The organism is Polaribacter sp. OB-PA-B3, assembly GCF_054589375.1.
Map to the genome: position 1 here is coordinate 228,385 of NZ_BAAIIX010000005.1, position 24,483 is coordinate 252,867.

A 24,483-nucleotide genomic window follows, 5' to 3' on the forward strand; every position below is an offset into this window, starting at 1 on the left:
TATATAAAATTGATAAATTTACAGTCTAATTTATCTAATATTCATGAAGAAGTTTTTCAAAATTATAGGTTTTCTATTTTTAATTTTAATCTTATTTTTAGGTATTTATTACTTTGCTAATAACGAAAAATTACCAAACGGAGTAAAAGGCGAACAAGCAGATGCCTTAGCTTCTAAAATGTTAAATGCACTAAATAAAGATGCTTTTGACGCTACAGAAATTATAGAATGGAATTTTAGAAACGAACATTTTTATGTTTGGCACAAACAAGAAAATTTAGTTGAAGTAACTTGGGATAATAATAAAGTACTTTTAAAAACTAACAATTCATCAGATTCTGAAGTTTATATAAATAATAAACTTACTAAAAATGAAGATTTAATTAAGCAAGCAGAAAGTTACTTTAATAACGATTCTTTTTGGCTAATTGCACCTTACAAAGTTTTTGATAGTGGCACAGAAAGACGCCTTGTAAATTACAACGATAATGAAGCTCTTTTAATTACATACAAAACGGGTGGCTCTACTCCTGGAGACTCTTATTTATGGATTTTAGATGAAAACAATATCCCGATTTCTTATAAAATGTGGACCTCTATAATACCTCTTGGAGGTGTTTCTGCAACTTGGTCTGATTGGAAAGAAACCCAATCTGGTATAAAATTACCAACCAAACATAAACTATCGCTTTTTGGTTTAGAAATACCTATGAATAATGTAAAAGCATACAACAAAAAAGCAGATGAGTTGGCACACAAAATATTAAAAGCAATAAAGCATGAAAACTATAAAAAAACACGTTTTATAGAATGGAGCTTTGGAGGTAGAAGGCATTTTAAATGGGATAAAAAAAATCATATTGTAGATGTTTCTTGGGATACTATTCGTGTAAACTTGCATCCACAAGCAAAAGAAAAAAGCACCGTTTTTTATAATGATGTTAAGCAAGATATTGCTGATGAAAAAATTGTAAAACGTGCTTGGGATATTTTTAATAACGATTCTTTTTGGTTAGTTGCACCACACAAACTTTTTGATAATGGTACCATTAGAACAATTAAAAAAGTAGATGATAAAGATGCGCTTTTAGTAAAATATACTTCTGGCGGAACAACACCAGGAGATTCTTATCTTTGGATATTGGATGAAAACTATATACCAATTAGCTACAAAATGAATGTTCCTAGTATGAAAATGGTAGAAGTTCCGGCAACTTGGCAAGATTGGATTACTACAGAAAGTGGTACAATGCTGCCAACTAATCATACTTTTGCTAATGGGAATAATTTAAGTATGGGAACCGTAAAAGCTTATAATTAATGACTTCTAAAACAATTGCAAACGGTATTTTAAGAGCTTTAGCTATAATAATTGGTATCGTTTTACTCGGTTATTTCTTGTACGCTATTCAATCTGTAATTGTATATATAATTATTGCAAGTGTACTTTCTTTAATAGCAAGACCTTTAATTATTTTTCTTAGAAGAAAATTAAAATTCCCAAATACGCTTGCAGTTGTTTTTACAATGATTTTAATGCTCGGTTTCTTAACAGGTTTAATTGTGATGTTTATTCCTTTGGTAGCAGAACAAGGAAAAAGCTTATCTTTATTAGAAGTAAACAAATTACAAAATAACATTCAAGAAATTTTTAACCAAATAACTTCATATTTTTCTTCTAAAGGAATTGACGTTTTAAGCGAACTAAAAAATGTGGATTTATTATCTCAATTTAAAGAAATTCCAAACCTTTTAAATTCGGTTTTAGGTGCTGTAGGTTCTTTAAGCGTTGGCTTATTTTCTGTATTATTTATTTCTTTCTTTTTTATGAAAGACAGTCAAATATTAAAAAAAGGAGTACTTGCAATAATACCAAACGGCACAGAAACAAGATTTTCTAAATCATTAGAAACAATTAATAATTTACTTTCTAGATATTTTATTGGTTTGCTACTTCAAATTACTATCCTATTTATTGTATATACTTTAATTCTACTAATATTTGGTATTACAAATGCTGTAGTTATTGCTTTTTTATGCGCATTATTAAACTTAATTCCTTACGTTGGCCCTATGATTGGCGCAGTTTTAATGTTTATTTTATCGATGACAAGTAATATTGGTTTAAACTTTCAAGAAGAAATTTTACCAACTACAATTTACGTGATGATTGGTTATTTAATAGCACAATTAATAGATAATTTCGCCAGTCAACCATTAATTTTTTCGAAAACAACTAAATCTCATCCTTTAGAAATATTTTTAGTTATTATTATTGGAGGTTTACTTTTTGGAGTTATTGGCATGATAACTGCCGTACCTTGCTATACTGCTTTAAAGGTTGTTTTAAAAGAATTTTTATCTGATAATAAGATTGTAAAATCATTAACTAAAGACTTGTAATTTCTTTTGAATTTAGCCATTTTACGTACAGAAGTTCAGCAATTTATTTTAGATAACTTAAAGGCTGATATTACCAAATTGATTTTAAAAGGAAGTCCATTTAAGGATATTACAATACAAGAACTGGCAAATCAAATTATAGCGAAACAAAAATCTGAACAAAAATTACCAACTTGGTTTACTACAGAGAACATTTATTATCCTGCCAAATTAAGTATCGAACAAACTTCTTCTGAAATTACAGCAAAGTATAAGGCAAGTCTTGTAAAAGGAAATACTATCATTGACATTACTGGCGGTTTTGGTGTAGATTGTTACTATTTTTCAGAAAAATTTAAACAAGTTACACATTGTGAACTTAATACTGATTTATCAGAAATTGTACATCATAATTATCAGCAATTAGAAAAAAACAATATTGCAACTTTTTCTGGTAACGGACTAGATTTCTTAAAAAATAAAGATACTAATTTCGATTGTATTTATATAGACCCTTCTAGAAGAAGTGATGTTAAAGGAAAAGTTTTTTTACTTAAAGATTGTTTACCTAATGTACCAGAAAATATCGATTTTTTATTTTCTAAATCTGATAAAATCTTAATTAAAAACTCGCCAATATTAGATATTACAAGCGCAATTAACGAGCTTAAATTTGTTAAAGAAATTCACATAATAGCGATTAATAATGAAGTAAAAGAATTACTATTCATTTTAGAAAAAGAGTACAATAACGCTGTACAAATAATTACTGCTAATATTTTAAAACAAAAAGTAGAAAATTTTAGTTTTAAATATAAAGAAGAATCAATTTCTAATTATTCTGAACCACTTACCTATTTGTACGAGCCCAATGCTGCGATTTTAAAATCTGGCGGATTTCATCAAATTACAAATCAGTTAAATGTTTTTAAACTTCAACAACACTCGCATTTATATACATCAGAAAATAAAATAGATTTTCCGGGTCGAACTTTTAAGATTGAAAATATTTTAAATTACGATAAAAAGAAAATTAAAAAAATCCTTTCGGAAAATAAAGCGAATATAACAACTCGAAATTTTCCTAAAACAGTTGCTCAAATAAGAAAAGAAACTAAAATTAAAGATGGTGGAAATACATATCTTTTTTTTACAACAGATTCTACAAACAACTTAATTTGTATTGTTTGCTCAAAAGCATAATCAACCAGTTACTTACTAAATTAACTACACTATTTTCTTTATTTTTTTGCGTTTAAAGGTTAACTTTACCGCCTATGCAAACATTTATTTACCAAGGATTAAAAATTTCAGACTCAAATCAATTTTCTATTGAAGATAATTTAGTTGTAGAAGCACCTTTACAAATAAATATTAATAATGATGCATATACTGTTGTAATGAGAACACCTAACAACGACTTTGAGCTAATTAGAGGTTTGCTTTACGCAGAAGATATTTATAAATACAGTAATGCTTTAAATTACGAAATCACAAAAGAAGTTGAAGAAATTCCTGCAATTATAAATGTAAATATCACCAAAGATAATTTAGGAAAAGGCTATTTAAATAAACGTACTTTATTGTCTGTTTCATCTTGCGGAATTTGCGGTAAACAAGAATTAAAAGATTTAGAAATTTCTGGCAAAAAATTATCAAATAAAAATCTTCTTTCGGCAAACAACATTCACAAAATGTTTGTTGAAATGAAAGCTCTGCAAAACACTTTTAAAGCTACTGGAGGTAGTCATGCCGCTGCAATTTTTGATAAAGAAAATAATTTATTATCTGTTAAAGAAGATATTGGTAGACACAATGCTGTAGATAAAATTGTGGGCGATTTATTAATTAAAAACAATTTAAAAGCCGCAAATTATTTATTAGTAAGTGGTAGAGTTTCTTATGAAATTGTATCAAAAGCTTTTATAGCTAAAATACCCGTAATTATTGCCGTTTCTGCTTGTTCTTCTTTAGCTGTAGATTTTGCTAAAGAATTCGGAATTTGCTTAATAGGATTTACTAGAGAAAATAAAATGACAATTTACGCCAATCCATCATACATTCAAAAAAACGATACCCATGTCTAAAAATACTAACGCTCAACCACCAGAAAAGTTTACGGGAATCAAATTAAAAGATATTCCAGATTCGGCAGTTGGTTTTAAAGCAATTAAATCTGCATTAAAACACGTTACTAAAGAAGCGGGTTTAGTTAAAGGAATAAGTTTACTAAAAAATTTAAATCAAAAAGATGGTTTTGATTGCCCTGGTTGTGCATGGCCAGATCCAGATGCTAAAAGAGCTTTTTTAGCAGAATATTGTGAAAATGGGGCAAAGGCTGTAGCCGAAGAAGCTACCAAAGATAAAGTTTCACCGCTATTTTTTGCAACACATTCTGTTAACGAACTTTCTAAATTATCTGATTATGAAATTGGTAAAAGCGGACGAATTACACAACCCATGTATTTGCCAGAAGGAAAAGATAATTACCAAGAAATTTCTTGGGAAAACGCTTTTTCTATCATTGGACAAGAATTAAATGCTTTACAATCTCCAGACGAAGCAATTTTTTACACATCAGGAAGAACCTGTAATGAGGCCGCATATTTATATCAATTATTTGTTAGACATTACGGTACTAATAATTTACCAGATTGTTCTAATATGTGCCACGAATCTAGTGGTAGCGCTCTTTCAGAAACTTTAGGAATTGGTAAAGGATCTGTTACTTTAGACGATTTTAATCATGCCGATTTAGTTATTGTTATGGGACAAAACCCCGGAACTAATCATCCGAGAATGTTAACCGCATTAGGAGAAACTAAAAATAATGGCGGAAAAATAATTACTGTAAATCCGTTACCCGAAGTTGGTCTATTAAATTATAAAGATCCTCAGAATCCATTAAAATGGGTTGGTTCTGGTAAAGATTTAACCGATTTATTTTTACAAGTAAAAATAAACGGAGATGTTGCGTTACTCAAAATTATTTTAAAATTAATGAAAGAAAAAGAAGTAGCATCGCCTAATTCTGTTTTTAATCATGAATTTATAAATAGTAAAACCGAAGGTTTAGAAGCTCTTCTAAGTGATCTTGATACTTTTTTTATTGAAGATTTACTTCCTCAAACAGGCTTAACCCTTGAAGAAATTGAAAAAGCTACCGATTTAATAATTAATAATGATAAAATAATTATTTGTTGGGCAATGGGCTTAACTCAACATAAAAATGCTGTTGATAATATTAGAGAATTGGTAAATATTCTTTTGTTGAAAGGTAGTATTGGTAAGAAAGGTGCGGGTACTTGTCCTGTTCGTGGTCATTCTAATGTACAAGGAGATAGAACAATGGGTATCTGGGAAAAAATGCCAGATGCATTTATTGATAGTTTAGAAAAAGAATTCTCTTTTAAAGCACCTCGAAAACATGGTTATGATGTTGTAAACTCTATAGAAGCAATGCATAACGGTAAAGCTAAGGTTTTTATTGGAATGGGTGGAAATTTTGTCTCTGCAACTCCAGACACAGAATACACAGCAGATGCATTAAGAAACTGCAACTTAACAGTGCATATATCAACAAAACTTAATAGAAGCCATTTAATTCATGGTAAACAAGCATTAATTCTACCTTGTTTAGGTCGTTCTGAAAAAGATATAACAGCTAATGGAGAACAATTTATAACTGTAGAAAATTCTATGGGAGTTGTACACCAATCAAAAGGCCATTTAAAACCTCACTCTCCTTTTTTATTAAGTGAAACCGCAATTGTTGCTGGTATGGCAACTGCAACGTTAGTTAATTCGAATGTAAACTGGACCAAACTTGCTTCTGATTATGATTTAATCAGAAATAAAATTGAAGCAACTATTAATGGTTTTGAAAACTATAATAAAAGGGCTAGACTTAAAGGTGGCTTTTATTTACCCAACAATGCTAGAGACAACAACTTCTCTCCTACATCTTCAGGAAAGGCCAACTTTACACTTAATAAACCATCAGATATAGATTTAAATAAAGATGAATTTATAATGATGACAATTAGAACTCACGATCAATACAACACAACTATTTATGGTTTAAATGATAGATATAGAGGTGTTTTAAATGAAAGAAGAATTGTTTTTATGAATGAAGAAGACATGAAAGAAAACAATTTAAAGCAATTAGATTTAGTAGATTTGGTAAGTCATTTTAATAATGAAAAAAGAATTGCTAAAGGATTCTTGGTAGTAAAGTACGATATTCCTAAACAGTGTACAGCAACTTACTTTCCAGAAGCAAATGTTTTAGTACCAATAAAAAGTGTTGCTAGAGAAAGTAATACACCTACATCAAAAACAGTTATTATTACAATTGAAAAAAGATAAAAAATTTAAAATTACTCTTGTGAAAAACTATTTATTAATTTTAGCAACCATTTTTTGCGGTCAAATTCTCTCATCTCAGACAAATTTAGTTCCAGAAAAAAAAGTGCAAAACGGATTTTTAAAAGTAGATTTTTTATCTATAAAAATGCCACAATTAGAAATTCCTAATGAGTCAAACATGGGGTTTTCTGGAATACATTATAATTTATTTTTAAACGATGATTTTTATGCTGGTTTGGGTATTTATGGTGCTGTAACTGGCAAAAGAGGTGGTTTTTTTACACTTGGTGTTAATACTGGATACAAGAAATTCTTAACCGAAAAATTATTTATAGATACCGGGTTTCATTTTGGCGGCGGCGGTGGTGCAGCTGCAGCAGACGGTGGTGGCGCTTTTATTTTACCTCACTTTAACCTAGGTTATAAATTTGATCATTTCAATTTAAACGCTGGTTACAGTTATTTAAACTTTTTTGATGGTGGAAAAATCAACGGAAGTCAAATAAATGTTGCTTTAGAAATTCCTGTAAACTTTAATTATTCTGATTACAATGCTATTGAGAAAGAATTTACAACTAAAGAATTAGAAAATTCTTCTTGGAATAGTCCCACAAAAAAAACATCTCTAACACTGCATCTTAATAATTTAAAAGCCACAAAAGCTAAAAATTATCCAGGAGGTATTATAGAAGGTAAAACAATTCGATTAGCTGGTTTTGAATTTGCCAATTATATCTCAGAAAATTGGTTTGCTTTTCTAAAGCTAGATGGGGCTTATAGCGGAATTAGAGCTGGATATATGGATGTTTTATTAGGAGCTGGTTACAATTTATCCTTTAATAAAAACAGAACAAACATATTAACCAAACTTGCAATTGGTGCTGGTGGTGGTGGTGGCGTTAATTCTAATGGGGGATTTATGATTTCACCAGATATTTCAATCGAGCAAAAACTATTTGGCAACACTTATATAGCGTTAAATAAAGGTTATTTATTTACACCAAACACAGATTTTTTTACAACTTCTACTTATGGCTTTGGGATTAAATATTACGTAGATAGAAACGGTACACAATCAAATGTAAAAAACTTTAATAAAGGTAAGTTTAAAGGAATACAACTAATTGTAAAGCAAGATTGGTATATCGATGCAGAACGTATGACATTAGATACAGAAGATATGCATCAAATATCTTTACAAGTAAACTTTGATCTTTCTAAAAATTTATATGTAGCAGGCCAAACATCATTTGCAAATTTTGGAAATGCTGGTGCTTACGCAGAAGGAATTGTAGGTTTAGGTCTAAAAACAAATAAATTATTAAATAATAGCACCACCCTTTTTACACAAATTCTAGCAGGTGCAGCAGGTGGTGGAAACATTAGTACCGGAGAAGGACTAATTATAAAACCAAGCTTTGGTATTAATTATCAACTAACTAATAAAGTAAGTTTAAGAAGCGCTATTGGTTACGTAAAAGCAAAAGGTGGAGAGTTGAGTAACCCTTTTTTAAATTTAGGACTAAATTTTGATTTCTCATTTTTAAATATGAAATAATTTTTTGTATATTTGCTATACCAATTTTAAGTAATTGAACTCCCTATATTAAGTTTATAATTATTTTAAAGATTTATGTATATAATTACATAGATTTAAATTATAATACAAAATAAAGCACCCTAACTTTACGAGTATTTTGTTCTATTATTTTATAGTTCCAGAATAACTAAAGTATCAACCTCTAAAAATTAGTTTCTGATTGTAAATAATAGTTTTTATTAAATTTTATAAAAATTATTTTAAGATGAAAAAAGTTTTTTTAACAACATTATTTGCAAGTTTAATGCTTGCTAGTTGTCAACCAGCCAAAACAGAAATAGAACATTATGAGTCTAATAAAGCTGTTGTTGCTAAAGAATTCCCAAATTACCACATAACATCATTTAGACAGTATAGTTATATTTTTCAAGTATCTAACCCAGAACATGTAATTAAATTAACTTTAGATAATGCAGTAATAGTTAAGCAAGATACTTTAAAAGTTTTTGCTACCGTTACTAAAAGATAACTACGCCCTATAAGTAAGTTTAAGTAACGTTTGTTAACGTAATTTGAGTAACCATAAAAATGGTTACTCATTTTTATGGTTACTAATTAATTTGGCAACTCTTCTATTTGCAAATGTTTTTTTAATATACCAGAAGGCACATCTTTTGTCTCGTCAAAAATCCTGGTGTCACCAAATAATATAAAACTATCTTTAGCTCTAGAAACAGCTACATTAAGCATATTAGGCTTATTGTCTCTATCAAAAAATAATACACCTTCATCTTCTATACTATAAACAGAACTAAATAAAACAATACTTCGCTCTGCTCCTTGCAACGCATGTACAGTTCCTAATTTAATATCATTCACTTTAAAACCAGAATCTATTAATGCTTTAGACAATTCTGTTTTTTGACTAGCAAAAGGCGTAATAATTCCTAAAACTTCTTCAATAGATTCAACATTATATGCCTTCTGAATATCTGCCTTATGTCTATTTAACCACATAATAATAGATTTAACCTCATTTTTATTATGTCGGCTACTAAATTTTCTTTCGCTTAAACCTTCTATGTGATATGCCATCATAGAAGGAAAAACTTGATCTTCACTTGCTTTTCCTTTCATCGGCTTAAGAATTCCATCATAAGCTAATTCATTACAAAAGCCAATAATCTCATCATTACATCTTCTGTGTTCTAACAATAGTAATCCGTTTTCTTTTTTAGATATTAAAGGGGTCGCGTATTCACATGCATTTTGAGCCATTTTCATGATACTACCATTAGAAGCCAAGAAACCAATTTCTTTTAAATGATTATAGTCATTATGATCTGAAACTATATTCTGGTTTAATAAATTTCCAGAATCAATTTTTGGAGGTATAGACCAAATCGGTTCTATTTGCTTAAGGTCTCCAACTACAATTGCTTTTTTAGCTAAAGAAAAAATAGGTATACTTACTTCTGGAGTTACTTGTCCTGCTTCATCAATTATTAATAAATCTAAAAAGTTAAACAATGGTAAATATTCAAAAAGTGGTTTACCGTTCTCATTTTCTCCTTGAAACTGACTAAATAAAAAATGTGAAGGTGCCATATATAAAGTAGCTACAAAGCATGGAGTTAACATTGCTCTTCTTTTCCACTTTGCAGCAACTACTCTCTCTCCGGTTCCTTTTTCTGTTTCATTAATTAGCGCATCTTCCGTTTCTATAATCCATCTAGCTTCCCAATAATGTATTGCCAATAAAAAAGCTTTATGACGAATATTTAAATCGATTTCATCATAAAAAAAACGGTGACTTTTATCCTCAGATTCCATTTTTTCATATTCGAATTCCCACATTTGCTCTTCAGATACAAATGGATAACCAGTAATGTTATTTTTAAATTTCCAATTTTTTAATTTTAAGTTAGATGATAGAGCTAGGTTAATATCAGCAATACATTTTTTGATAAATATCAAAGTAGTATCTGGTTTTTTTAAAACTTCTTCATCAATTTTAAAAATTTTAACTGAATTTTCATCCTTAGAATTTGTTTCAAAGTACTGCTTAACATCTTCTAAAAAATTGCGTTCATCCGAAGAGGATTTAAGTGCATTTAATATAGTTCTCCATTTTTGTAGATTAGAAATTTGAATAGTGTTTTTCTGAATATAATCTTTCTTATTAAGCAAAAGTGCATTTACACTTTTAATAGATTTTAAATAATTTTGAGAGATACGAACTCCGTCGATTAAATTGTCCTGTAAAATAGTAATTTCTTCTTGAAGATGCAGGCAGGCATCTTCTAACGAATTTAATTCTACATTAAAATACTCGGTATATTTACTAAAGTAAAAATGTTTTGCATCTTCTAAATATTTTTCATTTTCTAAATCACATAGAGTACCTTCATTACCAAACATATTACCTTTAAGGTAATTAATATTTTTTAGTTTCTTTTCGCTTTTAGAATTCGAAGGCAAATAAGTGGCATACCCATTAAAACCAGGAATCCATCTTTCTGCCAAATCACCTAAAGTACTCTTAGAATTAATAAAACTATCAATAATATTTGTAACCGCTTGGTTATTTGTAGAACAAGCTAAAATAACTGGTGCCTCATCACCTTCTATAGCTGCTCTTACAACTTCTGTAGCTACTAAACTTTGTAAAAGCGTTGTTTTACCGGTTCCAGGAGGGCCATTTACTGCTGTTATTGCATTTTCTTCTGCTGTAAAATAAGATAATAAGGTTTTTCTCTGGCTTATAGAAAGCGGAAATTCATTTGACATTTGCCCAAGATGTAAATGATTATAATCTAAAAATCCACTATCTGTAATTGGCTCTCTTTTCTGTCTTAAATTAGGGTCTATCAACTTAGAAATTAATGGTAGCTCTTCTGTTTCATTTAATAAGTTTTCATATAAAAACAAGATACTTTTTGCAGCCGAAATCTTAGAACTTCTTGCAAAATAAGTTACTTTATGATTCGTTGTAAACCCTTCTGCCTTATAACTAGAAATTGCATGGTAGGTAACTTCAGAAAAAATCATATTAATATATTCCCAATAAATCTCCCAAGGTAAAACCTCTTCTTCTACTTCTGGCTTTTCAATTTCTCTGGCTTCTGCAATTGTCTCTGTGGATGAAAAAATAAAGTCATTACCAACATCTGCTTTAGGATCTAAATAATCTCTAACAAATAGCGGGAAAATCTCTTTAGGTGCTGTTAATTGGCCAGATCTATTTATTCTGGCAGTTATCCAAAAAGGGAAAATAGATTTATGCTTAGAATCTTGATCTCCGGAAATTACATCTAATTGAAAAGGTGCAATTATTATTTCTGCATCAAATATTGTATACCAATTTACATGCTCTTTATTGGTGATACCTTTTAATCTATTGATTCTTTTTTCTTCAAAATCTAACATTTCAGCAGCGTTTTTAGGATTGATTGTTCCGGCACCTAAATCGCAATAATTTTGATGAAATAAGTTTTTAATTCTAGAAATATCTACAGCTAAATTTTCACTATCTGTTAAACTATTTTTATAATAATGCAACCAATTTTTAACGTTATTCATTTACTTTATAAAGATTAGCTTTTAGAAGAAATTAGAGGGCGAATATATACTTTTAAGAAGTAATTGTAAATTTTAAAAGTAGATTGTTAATAAATAAAATTATACTAAAATAGTATTTGTTATCATATAAAAATTTTTACAAATAAATATTAGAAAAACCTTATAAAAACAAAAAACCACCACATTTCTGTGATGGTTTAAGTGAGCCCTGAAGGATTCGAACCTTCGACCGCCTCCTTAGAAGGGAGGTGCTCTATCCAGCTGAGCTAAGAGCCCGTAGTTTTTATGTTTCTACGAAAACAGTGTCGGGGTGGCAGGATTCGAACCTGCGACCTCCTCGTCCCAAACGAGGCGCGATGACCGGGCTACGCTACACCCCGAGAATTAAACAAAAAATTGCGGAGAGACAGGGACTCGAACCCTGGCGACAGTTACCCGTCGACAGATTAGCAATCTGCTCCATTACCACTCTGGCACCTCTCCTGTTTTTGAACTTATCCGCAGTTGTTTAAAATTGCGAGTGCAAATGTAATACTAGATTTACAATTTTACAAGTTGTTTGCTACTTTTTTTTATCTTTTTTTTTATTCAGGATACTCAACCCTTAAGTGATAGATGTTTAGCAATTTTTTCTTAATAACTTTTTTTATAATTTCTATTTCCTTAAAAGTTATATCCGAATTTAAAAACTGATTATCTGACATCTGTTTTTCGATAATTTTATCGATTAAATCACTGATGGATTGCGCTGTGGGTGTTTTTAAACTCTTAGAAGCAGCTTCTGCAGCATCACACATCATCAATATTGCTGTTTCTTTCGAAAATGGATTTGGCCCTTGGTATTGAAATTTCTTAACATCAACTTCACTATCCGGGTTCAATTCTCTTTCTTTCATTAAGAAATAATAAGTTGTACTTGTACCATGATGAGTTCTTATAAAATCGATAATTCTATCTGGCAAATTGTATTTCTTTGCTATTTCAACTCCTTTAATAACATGATCTGTTATAATTTTTGCACTATCTCTTGGTGATAATTCATGATGAGGATTTACACCCGTAGTTTGATTTTCTATAAAATACATAGGGTTTGCCATTTTACCAACATCATGGTATAATGCACCCGTTCTAACCAACATAGAGTTTGCTCCAATTTCATTGGCGGCAGCTTCTGCCAAATTAGCGACTTGCATAGAGTGTTGAAAAGTTCCTGGCGCTTTCTCATTCAACTCTCTTAATAATTTAGAATTTGTATTAGAAAGCTCTAAAAGGGTAACATCAGAAACCAATCCAAAAACTTTTTCATAAATATAAATTAATATTATTGCTAAAAAAGATAACAATCCGTTTACAGCAAAAAGCATAAAATAATCAAGATTAATTTGTGATGCATTTCCTTCTTTTATAATTGAAAATGCAAAGTAAGTAACCATATAAATTCCTGTAATTTGCGCTACCGATATAAATAAATTTGCCCTTTTATATAATTCTGACACACTTAAAATAGTAACGATACCTGCAATTATATGCAGATAAATAAACTCAAAACTATTTGGTACAACATATCCTAATAAAAGCACTGTTAAAACATGTGTAAACAAACCTAATCGAGCATCAAAAAAGGCTTTTAAGATGATTGGTAAAACACTTAAAGGAACTACATATAAGTAATCTGAATTATATTTAATAACCAATGTTTGAATAAATATCATCGAAAAAACATTGAAAAATATAAATGTTACTTTATTGTTGTTATTAAATATTTCAATTCTATTTCTTTGTAAAAACAAGAGTAACATTAAAAGAGCTAAGGCAACTAAAATAGTATATCCAAAAATAATCCAATTATAATTAGACTCTGTCCAAACGTTAGATTCAGATTCGTTTTTAAGAGAGTTTAAAATTGCTAATTTTTTACCTTCTACTAAATCTCCTTTTAAAATAATTAGCTCGCCAGCAGAAACTTTTCCTTTCGTATAAGAAATGTTTTTGGTTTCGTTATCAATAACTTTTTCTGTATAACTAGCATCATAAGTTACATTTGGTTTAATAATTTCTGATAAAATTGTAAAAAGTTGATTTCGTCTAGACTCACTTATATCAGAATTTAAACCACTGGTTATAGATTTTAAAACTTTTGTAGAATTATACAAACTTTTAAAAGGAACATCTTTTACTATATTTTCGTTTCTAAGTGCAACTAATTCATCTTTATTAGAAACTCTATCTTGACTAACAACTTCAAGAAACCCAATTTTGTAAATTTCATTAATAATTTTTAGTCCTTTTTCATTTAATAATTTAGATTTATCTACGGATAAAGTATCTTTAACACTTAAATTATTTACTTTATTTTTAAAAGAAGATTTAACCTGTTCTACAACGGTTTTATCAATAGTAAAATACAATTTTGCATTAGCGTCTATTTGTTTTTTTTCGACTTTTATTTCTTCTTCAGATTTCTGAATAGCAAAATCAAAAGGTGCATACAAATTATCATACCTCCATAATTGCCCATTACTAAAATCGTATTTAAACTGACCTCCTTTTGGAAACAAATACACGATAGCTATCGTGGTTATTAAAAACAAAATTACCTTAAATATTATTGTGTTATTTTGATAAAGTTTATTTACAAAATTGCTCATGCTTATTTTCTTATAAATACAAACTTACAGTAAAAAAATTAAGGTTAAGAATTCAAAAGAAACAAACCTTTAGAAATTGATTAAAAAAGATTAATTTAGCAGACAATCTTATATTAAAATAAACTCAAATTATCATATGAAAGAAGTAGTAATTGTATCTGTAGCCAGAACACCAATTGGTAGCTTTATGGGAAGTTTATCTTCTGTACCTGCAACAAAATTAGGTGCCGTTGCAATTAAAGGCGCTTTAAATAAAATAAACTTATCGCCAGAATTGGTAGAAGAGGTTTTTATGGGTAATGTTGTTTCTGCAGGTTTGGGGCAAGCTCCTGCAAGACAAGCTGCCATTTACGCTGGTATACCAGATTCTGTACCTTGTACAACGGTTAACAAAGTTTGTGCTTCTGGGATGAAATCTATTATGTTAGCAGCTCAAACAATTGCTTTAGGAGATGCAGACGTAGTTGTTGCTGGTGGTATGGAAAACATGAGTTCTATACCGCATTACCAACACGCAAGAAAAGGTTCTAAGTTTGGACCAATAACTATGGAAGATGGTATGCAAAAAGATGGTTTGGTAGATGCTTATGGCAAGGTAGCTATGGGAGTTTGTGCAGATGAATGTGCTACTGAATATAATTTCTCTAGAGAAGATCAAGATACATTTGCAATACAATCTTACGAACGTTCTGCAAAAGCATGGAGTGAAGGTAAATTTTCTGATGAAATTGTTCCTGTTGAAATTCCTCAAAGACGTGGAGAACCTGTAATCTTTTCTGAAGACGAAGAGTACAAGAATGTTAAAATGGAAAAAATACCTGCATTAAGACCAGCCTTTACGAAAGAAGGAACTGTAACTGCAGCAAATGCTTCTACTATTAATGATGGTGGAGCTGCATTGGTTTTAATGTCTGCAGAAAAAGCACAAGAATTAAACATTACCCCGCTTGCCAAAATAAAAAGTTTTGCTGATGCTGCACATGAACCAAAATGGTTTACAACTGCACCTGCAAAAGCATTACCAAAAGCATTAGCTAAAGCAAACATCTCTATTGATGATGTAGATTATTTCGAATTAAACGAAGCTTTTTCTATTGTTGGTTTAGCCAACATGAAAATTTTAAATATTTCTGATGAAAATGTAAATGTTAACGGTGGTGCCGTTTCATTAGGACATCCGTTAGGTGTTTCTGGTGCAAGAATTGTAATTGCATTAACTTCTATTTTAAAACAAAACGATGCCAAAATTGGTGCTGCAGCTATTTGTAATGGTGGTGGTGGCGCAAGTGCCATGGTAATAGAAAGATTATAATCTTAAACAAATATTAAAAATTTATGCTATTTGGCATCTGTAATTTAAGTATTGTACCTGTTAGGGCAGAAGAATCTGACAAATCTGAAATGATTAGTCAGGTTCTTTTTGGCGAACATTTTGAAATTATTGAAAAGACTAAAAACTGGAGTAAAATCCGTATTAGTTTTGATAATTTTGAAGGTTATATAGACAATAAACAGTATCAAGAAATTACAGAAGATTTTTATAATTCTATAGAGCGCAATAACTTAACTTTTTCTGGTGAAATTTTAGATTTTGTTACATCAGAAAATAATAATTTAACAACAATAGCAATAGGTTCTCAATTACCTGTTTTTAATAATGGTAATTTAAAACTAGGTTCAAAAAGTTATAGATATGACAACAATGTTTTTTCTAGTCAATTATCTAAATCTGAAATATTAAAAATAGCTTTTACTTATTTAAATAGTCCTTATTTATGGGGAGGAAAAACACCGTTTGGTATAGATTGCTCTGGTTTTACACAAATGGTTTACAAACTTTCTGGATATAAATTACCTAGAGATGCCAAAGAACAAGCGAAACAAGGTGAAGTATTAAGTTTTATAGAAGAATGCGAACCTGGTGATTTAGCTTTTTTTGATAATGAAGAAGGTGAAATTATACATGTTGGAATCGTTTTAAATGATTACAATATTATTCATGCTCATGGTAAAGTTCGAATAGATACTTTAGACCATAGCGGTATTTTTAATGCTGACATACAAAAGCATACACACAAACTAAGAGTTATTAAAAAAATGATATAAAAAAAATCCGAAACTTTAAAGTTTCGGATTTTTTTTATATCAATATTAAGATCTATTACTGACCTCTCATTTGTTTATAAATTGGTCTTAAAGCATCTGCTTCAGTAGTCATTTCTAAAGTATCATAGATATTCAATAAAGTTTTAACAGTACCTTCAGATCTTTCTATGTTATCTGCTTTTACTAAATAAGGTAATGCTTTTCTATATAAAACTTTTTGCTTTTCTTGTAATTCATCGTATTTCTTAAAGTTAGATAAATTCTCATTCATTTCATCAACAATCGCTTTCTCTCCGCTTAATATTGCTACAGCTAAATTCATGTAAGCATCTCCGTAATCTGGTTTTAACTCGATTGCTTTTTCATAATATTTAATTGCTTCTTCATTTTTGTTTTGATTAGCATTAACAACACCTAAATTAAAAAATAATGTTGGGTTTGTTGGGTCTAACTTTACAGCTTCTTCCATTAAAGCACCAAACTTATCCATTTTTTCTAACTTAATGTATAATTGTGCTTCGTTTAAAATTAAATTAACATCTTTCGGATTTGCTTTTCTAGCTTCTTGTAAAGCTACTATCGCTTCATCTGTCTTACCTTGATTAACTAAAATATATCCAATATTTTTTACAATCTCAGCTTGCTTAGAATCAGAAACTTTTACAGTAGGATTAGTATACTGACCTAACTTTACCATAGTGTCTCTATTAGATTTAGTTCCTAAATTTTCTACAGCTCCAGATTCCTTATTAGTTGCTAAATACTGTGTTGTTATACCTGTATAACCTATTTCTTTTAATTCTCTGTAATGCTTTAAAGAAACATCATAGTCTTTAGATAATGAAGCACTAATAGCTGCATTATATAAGAAACTTGTGTCTTTAGGACTTAAAAGATATGTTAAATAGAAGTTACCAGTTGCTTGCTTATAATCTTTACTATTATATTGTTTAATAGCTAAATTAGATGCTTTTTGAATTAATTCATTTAACATTGGCTGTGCTTCTTTAGTATATCTTTGCTTACCAATTTCTTTTTCATATTTAAACAAAGTATTAAATGCATCTGCTGCACCTTTATAATCATTTTTACCAGCCAATGCTTGACCGTTTAAATAATAATATTTTGCTTTATATTTAGCTTCCATAGTTGCCTCCATAGATGCTAAAGGAGCTATAGCTGACAAAGCTGTAGTATAATCTTGTTTCTTAATTGCTTTTTCAGCTGTTTTCAATTCGCTTTTTTGCGCAAAAGAAGCCATTGATAAGAAACCTACAGTTAGCGCTAATATTTGTTTTTTCATTTTACTGATATTAAATTTATAATTATTCTTGATTTTCACTTGAATCATTTTCAATTTCCGTGCCATTTTTTATTTCTTCGGAATTTTCTTCTTCTTCGACTTCTTCATCATGAGCAACTTTAGCAACAGCTGCAATACTATCAGAATCTTTGATATTAATTAAACGAACACCTTGCGTTGCACGTCCCATAACTCTTAAATCTTCTACAGCCATTCTTATTGTTAAACCAGATTTATTAATAATCATCAAATCATTAGAATCGTCTACATTTTTAATTGCAACTAAATCTCCTGTTTTTTCAGAAATATTTAAGGTTTTAACACCTTTACCTCCTCTATTTGTAACTCTATAATCATCTAGTTTAGAACGTTTTCCGTATCCTTTCTCTGAAACAACTAGAATATTACTTTCCATATCGTTTACGGCAACCATACCAACAACTTCATCGTTTTCATGTTGAAGTGTAATACCTCTTACACCAGAAGCTGTTCTTCCCATAGGACGAGTTTTAGCTTCTTCAAAACGAATTGACTTTCCAGATTTTAACGCTAACATTACTTGGCTATCTCCAGTAGTTAATTTAGCTTCTAGTAACTCATCACCTTCTTTAATAGTAATTGCATTTATACCATTGGTTCTTGGTCTAGAATATTGTTCTAATGATGTTTTCTTAACCTGACCTTTTTTAGTTGCCATTATGACATAATGACTATTAATGTACTCTTCGTCTTTTAAATCTTGAGTAACTAAGAACGCTTTAACCTTATCGTCTTGTTCGATATTAATAAGGTTTTGCATCGCTCTACCCTTTGTATTTTTACCACCTTCTGGAATTTCATAAACACGCATCCAGAATACTTTACCTTTTTGTGTAAAGAACATCATGTATTGGTGGTTTGTACCTACAAATAAATGTTCTAAGAAATCTTCATTTCTAGTAGTTGCTCCTTTTTGACCTCTACCTCCTCTATTCTGAACTTTATATTCTTCTAAGTTTGTTCTTTTTAAATAACCAGCATTAGAAATTGTAACAACAACCTTTGTGTTAGGTATCATGTCTTCAATTTTCATGTCTCCACCAGCATATTCGATGATAGATCTACGCTCATCACCATACTTATCTTTTATTAAAAGAAGTTCATCTTTAATAATCTGATAACGTCTTGGCTCGTTTGCAAGAATATCTTTTAAATCTGTAATTGTTAGCATGATTTCATCATACTCTGCACGTAGCTTATCTTGTTCTAGTCCTGTTAATTGACGTAATCGCATTTCTACAATTGCTTTAGCTTGAATTTCAGTCAATTCAAATCTTTCAATTAAACTTTCTCTAGCTTGATCTGCATTACTAGACGCTCTAATAATTTTTATTACCTCGTCAATATTATCAGAAGCAATTATTAATCCTTCTAAAATATGTGCTCTAGCTTCTGCTTTCTTAAGTAAAAATTCTGTTCTACGAACAATAACTTCGTGTCTGTGCTCAACAAAATAATGTATTAATTGCTTTAAATTTAGTTGCTCTGGTCTTCCTTTTACCAGTGCAATATTATTTACACTAAAAGAAGTTTGAAGCTGTGTATATTTAAATAATTTATTTAAAACGATATTAGGAATGGCATCACGTTTTAAAACATACACAATTCGCATACCATTTCTATCAGATTCGTCACGAATATTAGCAATACCTTCTAATTTCTTTTCGTTTACTAAATCAGCAGTTTTCTTAATCATGTCTGCCTTGTTAACCTGATAAGGAATCTCGGTAACAATGATACATTCACGCCCTTTTACTTCTTCTATAACAGCTTTAGCACGCATTACTATACGACCTCTACCTGTATGAAAAGCATCTCTTACACCATCATAACCATAGATAATACCACCTGTAGGAAAATCTGGAGCGGTAATATGCTGCATTAACTCATCTATCTCTATCTCTCTATTATCAATATAAGCAACAGTACCGTTTATTACTTCTGTTAAGTTATGTGGCGCCATATTTGTTGCCATACCTACAGCAATACCAGAAGCACCGTTTACTAATAAATTAGGAATACGTGTTGGTAAAACAGTAGGCTCTTGTAAAGTATCATCAAAGTTTAATTGATGATCTACAGTATCTTTTTCAATATCAGCTAACATTTCTTCTGATATTTTCTGCATTCTAACCTCTGTATAACGCATTGCCGCCGGAGAATCTCCATCAACAGAACCAAAGTTACCTTGCCCATCTACCATCATATAACGCACACTCCAATCTTGCGCCATTCTTACCATAGAATCATAAACAGAAGTATCACCGTGTGGGTGATATTTACCCAAAACCTCTCCTACAATTCTTGCTGATTTTTTATAAGCTCCTGTTGCTTTAATTCCTAATTCATGCATACCATACAAAACCCTTCTATGAACTGGTTTTAAACCATCCCTTACATCTGGTAATGCCCTTGAAACAATAACTGACATCGAGTAATCGATGTATGCAGATTTCATCTGCTCTTCAATGTTAATCGGAATTAACTTTTCTCCGTCTGCCATATATATTTTCTATTAATAATTATTCCTTTTTTTAAAACAAGGCAAGATACTATTTCTATTACTATTTACAAAGGTTTAACGCTTATGAATTAGATAGAGTTATCAACATTTATTAATAATTTATTGGCGCTTTTTACTTCCTTGATTTTCAACTATTTTCTACATTATTTTTAAAGTCAAACTGTCAGTTTTTAAGAGTTGGCATATTTTTTGTAATTTTTAAGAAAAAAAAGGACTAAATTTACATCAATAGACAATAATATATGGACGATAATTTTTCACCGAAGGTAAGAGATGTAATAGCATTCAGTAAACAAGAAGCGCTAAGATTAGGGCATGAATTTATTGGAACAGAACATTTGTTATTAGGTTTAATAAGAAAAGGAGAAGGAAAAGCAATGGAAATTTTAACTGCATTTGATGTAGATACTATTTTATTGCGTAAAAAGTTAGAACAATTAAACCCAGTTGATCCTACTTTTGCAGAAACTTCTGAAAAACAAAGTTTACATTTAACTAGACAAGCAGAAAAGGCTTTAAAAACAACCTTTCTAGAAGCTAAATTATACCAAAGCGAATCTATAGATACTGCACATCTACTTTTATGTATTTTAAGAAACGAAAATGACCCAACTACTAAGTTGATTCAGAAATACCACGTTAATTACGATGAAGCAAAAGCTTTATACAAACAATTGCACGTAGATGACGAAGATCTACCTAACAACCCGATAGCAGAAACACCATCTGATGATGAATTTGCTTCTGAAAAACAAAACCCTTTTGATCAGCCTCAAAAAGGAAAAAATGTTAAAAAATCTAAAACACCCGTTTTAGATAATTTTGGTAGAGATTTAACAGATTTAGCAGAAAAAGGAAAGTTAGACCCTGTTGTTGGTAGACAAAAAGAAATTGAAAGAGTTTCTCAAATATTAAGTAGAAGAAAGAAAAACAACCCAATGCTTATAGGTGAACCTGGTGTTGGTAAATCTGCCATTGCAGAAGGTTTGGCTTTGAGAATTGTAGAAAGAAAAGTTTCTAGAATTTTATTTGACAAGCGTTTGGTTTCTTTAGATTTAGCAAGCTTAGTTGCGGGTACAAAATACCGTGGTCAATTTGAAGAGCGTATGAAAGCGTTAATGAATGAGCTTGAAAAGAATGATGATATTATTCTTTTTATAGACGAAATTCATACAATTGTTGGGGCTGGTGGCGCTACAGGCTCTTTAGATGCTTCTAACATGTTAAAACCAGCATTGGCTCGTGGTGAAATACAATGTATTGGTGCAACTACGTTAGATGAGTATAGAACAAATATCGAAAAAGATGGCGCATTAGAGCGTCGCTTTCAAAAGGTAATTGTAGATCCTACGTCTGTAGAAGAAACAATACAGATTTTACATAATATAAAAACTAAATACGAAGAACATCATCATGTAAATTATACAGATGAAGCTTTAGAGGCTTGTGTAAAGTTAACTAACAGATATATGACTGATAGATATCTACCAGACAAGGCTATCGATGCTTTAGATGAAGCTGGATCTAGAATTCATATCACAAATATTGTTGTTCCGCAACAAATTTTAGAGTTAGAAACCAAGTTAGAGCTTATTAGAGAAAGAAAAACAAAAGCTGTAAACGGGCAAAAATATGAAGAAGCTGCAAAGTTAAGAGACGATGAAAAAAATATAGAAGCTGCTTTAGATTCTGCTCAAAAACAATGGGAAGATGACTCTAAATTAAACAGAGAAATTGTAACCGAAGATAATGTGGCAGAAGTTGTCTCTATGATGACAGGCATACCTGTAAATAGAGTTGCAGAGGCAGAAACACATAAATTAAACGAATTACCTCAACTTATAAAAGGTAAGGTAATTGGGCAAGATATTGCCGTATCTAAGGTTGTTAAAGCAATTCAAAGAAATAGAGTTGGATTAAAAGATCCTAACAAACCAATTGGTTCTTTTATTTTCTTAGGTCAAACTGGTGTTGGTAAAACGCAATTAGCAAAAGTTTTAGCAAAAGAGTTATTTGATTCTGATGATTCTTTAATTAGAATTGACATGAGTGAATACATGGAAAAATTTGCTATTTCTCGTTTAATTGGTGCGCCTCCGGGTTATGTTGGCTATGAAGAAGGTGGTCAATTAACAGAAAAAGTTAGAAGAAAACCGTATTCTGTTGTTCTATTAGATGAAATTGAAAAAGCGCATCCGGATGTGTTTAACATGTTACTTCAAATTTTAGATGACGGATATATTACTGATAGTTTAGGAAGAAAAATTGATTTTAGAAATACAATCATAATTATGACTTCTAATATTGGTGCTAGACAATTAAAAGATTTTGGTGGCGGAGTTGGTTTTGGTACTTCTTCTAAAAAAGAACAAGCAGACGCACATGCTAAATCTGTAATTGAAGGTGCTTTAAAGAAATCATTTGCACCAGAATTTTTAAATAGAATAGATGACGTAATTGTATTTAACGCTTTAGAAAGAGAAGACATACATTCAATTATAGACATAGAACTAGATAAATTATTACGTAGAATATCAGACTTAGGGTACACATTACAATTAAGCGAAAAAGCAAAAGATTATATTGCTGACAAAGGTTTTGATAAGAAATATGGTGCTAGACCGCTTAAAAGAGCTATTCAGAAATATATAGAAGATGCTTTGGCAGAAGAAATTGTAAACTCTAAACTAAACGAAGGAGATACGATTTCTATGGATCTTGATGAAAAAGAGAATAAGTTAAACATCAAGATACAAAAAGGAAAAATAGAACCAGAACAAGAATCTGAAACAGAATCATAAATTAAAAAATCTCAAACTATCGTTTGAGATTTTTTTTTACACAAAACTAAGAAAACAAGGTTCATTTCTATATTTTTAACAGAAAAGTTAAATATCTAAAGACACTATCCTCTGATTAAATTTATATATTTGTTTCAAATAAATATTTATAATAAATGAAAAAAATTAGCATTATACTTATCGCTGTTTTTGCACTTGCTTCTTGTACTAAAGAACATTCTAAAGATTATTTAACGCTTTCTGGAAAGTTAGAAAATAATAAAGACTCTATTTTAACAATTACAGGTCAACAAGGCCCCGTAAAAAGCATTACAATTAACAAAGATGGCACTTTTAAAGACACTTTAAATATAGAAAATGCTGCAGTGTACACTATTAGTACTAGTCCTGCAAAAAGAGCTCCTATTTATTTAAAAAACGGATTCGACATTAAGTTAAACGGAGATTCTGAAAACTTTATGTCTAGTTTTAAGTTTTCTGGACAAGGTGCTGACAATAGTAATTTTATTTTAGCTCAGATTACAGAAAGTCAAAAAATTGGAAATCCTACGTTACTCTTAGAATTAAATGAAAATGATTTTAAAGCCAAAATAGCGGCAATAAAATCTAATTACGATAGTATTTTAAATTCTTATAAAGACATAGATACTACATTGGTAAAAATGGTCGATAGTCAAACCAACCAAATGATTACCTATTTTAACCAAGCTTATGAAAAAAACAAAGCAATGGCTAAAGGAACTATTTCACCAAAATTTGTTGATTACGTAGATTACAAAGGCGGTAAAAAATCTTTAGACTCTTTTAAAGGGAAATTTGTTTATATAGATGTTTGGGCTACTTGGTGCGGACCATGTATTCAACAAATTCCTTATTTAAAATCTTTAGAAAAAGAATATCATGGTAAAAATATAGAATTTATAAGTATTTCTACGGATGAATACAGAAGAAGTGGCGGATCTTGGGAAGCTGCAGAAAAGAAATGGAAAGATTTTGTAAAAGCAAAACAATTATCTGGTGTACAGCTATGGGCAGGAAAAGATATATCTTTTCAGCAAGAATATCAGATAAACTCGATTCCTAGATTTATACTAATAGATCCTCAAGGTAAAATTGTTAATTCTGATGCACCAAGACCATCTGAGCCAAGACTAAAAGAACTTTTTACTTCTTTAGGTATTTAAAAA

The 24,483-nt window shown here is 30.1% G+C and carries 15 protein-coding genes and 3 tRNA genes; 11 read left to right on the forward strand and 7 right to left on the reverse strand.

The features are described from left to right. Nucleotides 1-43: 43 nt before the first annotated feature. The 7 genes from ACYPV9_RS11065 to ACYPV9_RS11095 all read left to right on the forward strand — a co-directional run bounded on the left by ACYPV9_RS11065 (nucleotide 44) and on the right by ACYPV9_RS11095 (nucleotide 8,822). Nucleotides 44-1,321 (forward strand): hypothetical protein, encoded by a 1,278-nt coding sequence (locus ACYPV9_RS11065; protein WP_459743720.1) that lies wholly within the window; start codon nucleotides 44-46, stop codon nucleotides 1,319-1,321. Then, entirely contained in the window at nucleotides 1,321-2,403 is a 1,083-nt protein-coding gene (locus ACYPV9_RS11070) for an AI-2E family transporter (protein ID WP_459743722.1), read from the forward strand. The genes ACYPV9_RS11065 and ACYPV9_RS11070 overlap by 1 nt, the downstream gene beginning before the upstream one ends. Before the next feature lie 6 nt (nucleotides 2,404-2,409). Further along, nucleotides 2,410-3,585, forward strand: a complete 1,176-nt coding sequence (locus tag ACYPV9_RS11075; RefSeq protein ID WP_459743724.1) for a class I SAM-dependent methyltransferase — start codon at nucleotides 2,410-2,412, stop codon at nucleotides 3,583-3,585. A 74-nt stretch (nucleotides 3,586-3,659) separates the two neighbouring features. Continuing rightward, nucleotides 3,660-4,469 (forward strand): formate dehydrogenase accessory sulfurtransferase FdhD, encoded by an 810-nt coding sequence (gene fdhD / locus ACYPV9_RS11080; protein WP_459743726.1) that lies wholly within the window; start codon nucleotides 3,660-3,662, stop codon nucleotides 4,467-4,469. Continuing rightward, on the forward strand, nucleotides 4,462-6,753 hold the full coding sequence (locus tag ACYPV9_RS11085) for an FdhF/YdeP family oxidoreductase (protein WP_459743728.1): 2,292 nt from the start codon (nucleotides 4,462-4,464) through the stop codon (nucleotides 6,751-6,753). Before fdhD ends, ACYPV9_RS11085 begins: the two co-directional genes overlap by 8 nt. Nucleotides 6,754-6,772: 19 nt before the next feature. Continuing rightward, entirely contained in the window at nucleotides 6,773-8,311 is a 1,539-nt protein-coding gene (locus ACYPV9_RS11090; protein WP_459743730.1) for a hypothetical protein, read from the forward strand. A gap of 247 nt (nucleotides 8,312-8,558) precedes the next feature. Then, entirely contained in the window at nucleotides 8,559-8,822 is a 264-nt protein-coding gene (locus tag ACYPV9_RS11095; protein ID WP_299061677.1) for a hypothetical protein, read from the forward strand. An 86-nt stretch (nucleotides 8,823-8,908) separates the two neighbouring features. Here the strand turns inward: ACYPV9_RS11095 and ACYPV9_RS11100 are convergent, their stop codons facing one another. The 5 genes from ACYPV9_RS11100 to ACYPV9_RS11120 all read right to left on the reverse strand — a co-directional run bounded on the left by ACYPV9_RS11100 (nucleotide 8,909) and on the right by ACYPV9_RS11120 (nucleotide 14,523). Further along, nucleotides 8,909-11,875, reverse strand: coding sequence for a DEAD/DEAH box helicase (locus tag ACYPV9_RS11100; RefSeq protein ID WP_459743733.1), 2,967 nt, complete (start codon nucleotides 11,873-11,875; stop codon nucleotides 8,909-8,911). Nucleotides 11,876-12,077: 202 nt separating this feature from the next. Continuing rightward, nucleotides 12,078-12,151, reverse strand: a tRNA-Arg gene (locus tag ACYPV9_RS11105). Between the two features lie 29 nt (nucleotides 12,152-12,180). Beyond that, nucleotides 12,181-12,255 (reverse strand) — tRNA-Pro (locus ACYPV9_RS11110). 19 nt (nucleotides 12,256-12,274) lie between these two features. After that, nucleotides 12,275-12,358, reverse strand: a tRNA-Ser gene (locus tag ACYPV9_RS11115). Nucleotides 12,359-12,459: 101 nt separating this feature from the next. After that, nucleotides 12,460-14,523, reverse strand: a complete 2,064-nt coding sequence (locus ACYPV9_RS11120; RefSeq protein ID WP_459743735.1) for an HD family phosphohydrolase — start codon at nucleotides 14,521-14,523, stop codon at nucleotides 12,460-12,462. Between the two features lie 136 nt (nucleotides 14,524-14,659). Here ACYPV9_RS11120 and ACYPV9_RS11125 point away from each other — a divergent pair, with 136 nt between their 5' ends. After that, nucleotides 14,660-15,835: an acetyl-CoA C-acyltransferase gene (locus ACYPV9_RS11125; protein WP_299061732.1), complete on the forward strand. Its 1,176-nt coding sequence runs from the start codon at nucleotides 14,660-14,662 to the stop codon at nucleotides 15,833-15,835. Between the two features lie 23 nt (nucleotides 15,836-15,858). Further along, a complete protein-coding gene (locus ACYPV9_RS11130) occupies nucleotides 15,859-16,629 on the forward strand; it encodes a C40 family peptidase (RefSeq protein WP_459743737.1) in 771 nt (256 codons plus the stop codon). Nucleotides 16,630-16,684: 55 nt separating this feature from the next. Here the strand turns inward: ACYPV9_RS11130 and ACYPV9_RS11135 are convergent, their stop codons facing one another. Then, nucleotides 16,685-17,932: a tetratricopeptide repeat protein gene (locus tag ACYPV9_RS11135; RefSeq protein WP_459743739.1), complete on the reverse strand. Its 1,248-nt coding sequence runs from the start codon at nucleotides 17,930-17,932 to the stop codon at nucleotides 16,685-16,687. Nucleotides 17,933-17,954: 22 nt separating this feature from the next. Beyond that, a complete protein-coding gene (gene gyrA / locus ACYPV9_RS11140) occupies nucleotides 17,955-20,474 on the reverse strand; it encodes a DNA gyrase subunit A (protein ID WP_299061740.1) in 2,520 nt (839 codons plus the stop codon). Nucleotides 20,475-20,737: 263 nt separating this feature from the next. On the opposite strand from gyrA, the gene ACYPV9_RS11145 reads away from it, so the two are divergent. Next, entirely contained in the window at nucleotides 20,738-23,296 is a 2,559-nt protein-coding gene (locus tag ACYPV9_RS11145; RefSeq protein WP_079738458.1) for an ATP-dependent Clp protease ATP-binding subunit, read from the forward strand. 155 nt (nucleotides 23,297-23,451) lie between these two features. Then, nucleotides 23,452-24,480 (forward strand): TlpA family protein disulfide reductase, encoded by a 1,029-nt coding sequence (locus ACYPV9_RS11150; RefSeq protein WP_459743742.1) that lies wholly within the window; start codon nucleotides 23,452-23,454, stop codon nucleotides 24,478-24,480. Nucleotides 24,481-24,483: the final 3 nt, after the last annotated feature.

Bases quoted from the DNA above. Each gene is read 5' to 3' on its own strand.
- ACYPV9_RS11085 (WP_459743728.1), top strand. From the start codon at position 4,462: ATGTCTAAAAATACTAACGCTCAACCACCAGAAAAGTTTACGGGAATC.
- ACYPV9_RS11125 (WP_299061732.1), top strand. From the start codon at position 14,660: ATGAAAGAAGTAGTAATTGTATCTGTAGCCAGAACACCAATTGGTAGC.
- ACYPV9_RS11100 (WP_459743733.1), bottom strand. From the start codon at position 11,875: ATGAATAACGTTAAAAATTGGTTGCATTATTATAAAAATAGTTTAACA.
- ACYPV9_RS11135 (WP_459743739.1), bottom strand. From the start codon at position 17,932: ATGAAAAAACAAATATTAGCGCTAACTGTAGGTTTCTTATCAATGGCT.
- ACYPV9_RS11150 (WP_459743742.1), top strand. From the start codon at position 23,452: ATGAAAAAAATTAGCATTATACTTATCGCTGTTTTTGCACTTGCTTCT.
- ACYPV9_RS11145 (WP_079738458.1), top strand. From the start codon at position 20,738: ATGGACGATAATTTTTCACCGAAGGTAAGAGATGTAATAGCATTCAGT.
- ACYPV9_RS11095 (WP_299061677.1), top strand. From the start codon at position 8,559: ATGAAAAAAGTTTTTTTAACAACATTATTTGCAAGTTTAATGCTTGCT.
- ACYPV9_RS11070 (WP_459743722.1), top strand. From the start codon at position 1,321: ATGACTTCTAAAACAATTGCAAACGGTATTTTAAGAGCTTTAGCTATA.
- ACYPV9_RS11065 (WP_459743720.1), top strand. From the start codon at position 44: ATGAAGAAGTTTTTCAAAATTATAGGTTTTCTATTTTTAATTTTAATC.
- gyrA (WP_299061740.1), bottom strand. From the start codon at position 20,474: ATGGCAGACGGAGAAAAGTTAATTCCGATTAACATTGAAGAGCAGATG.
- ACYPV9_RS11120 (WP_459743735.1), bottom strand. From the start codon at position 14,523: ATGAGCAATTTTGTAAATAAACTTTATCAAAATAACACAATAATATTT.
- ACYPV9_RS11130 (WP_459743737.1), top strand. From the start codon at position 15,859: ATGCTATTTGGCATCTGTAATTTAAGTATTGTACCTGTTAGGGCAGAA.
- fdhD (WP_459743726.1), top strand. From the start codon at position 3,660: ATGCAAACATTTATTTACCAAGGATTAAAAATTTCAGACTCAAATCAA.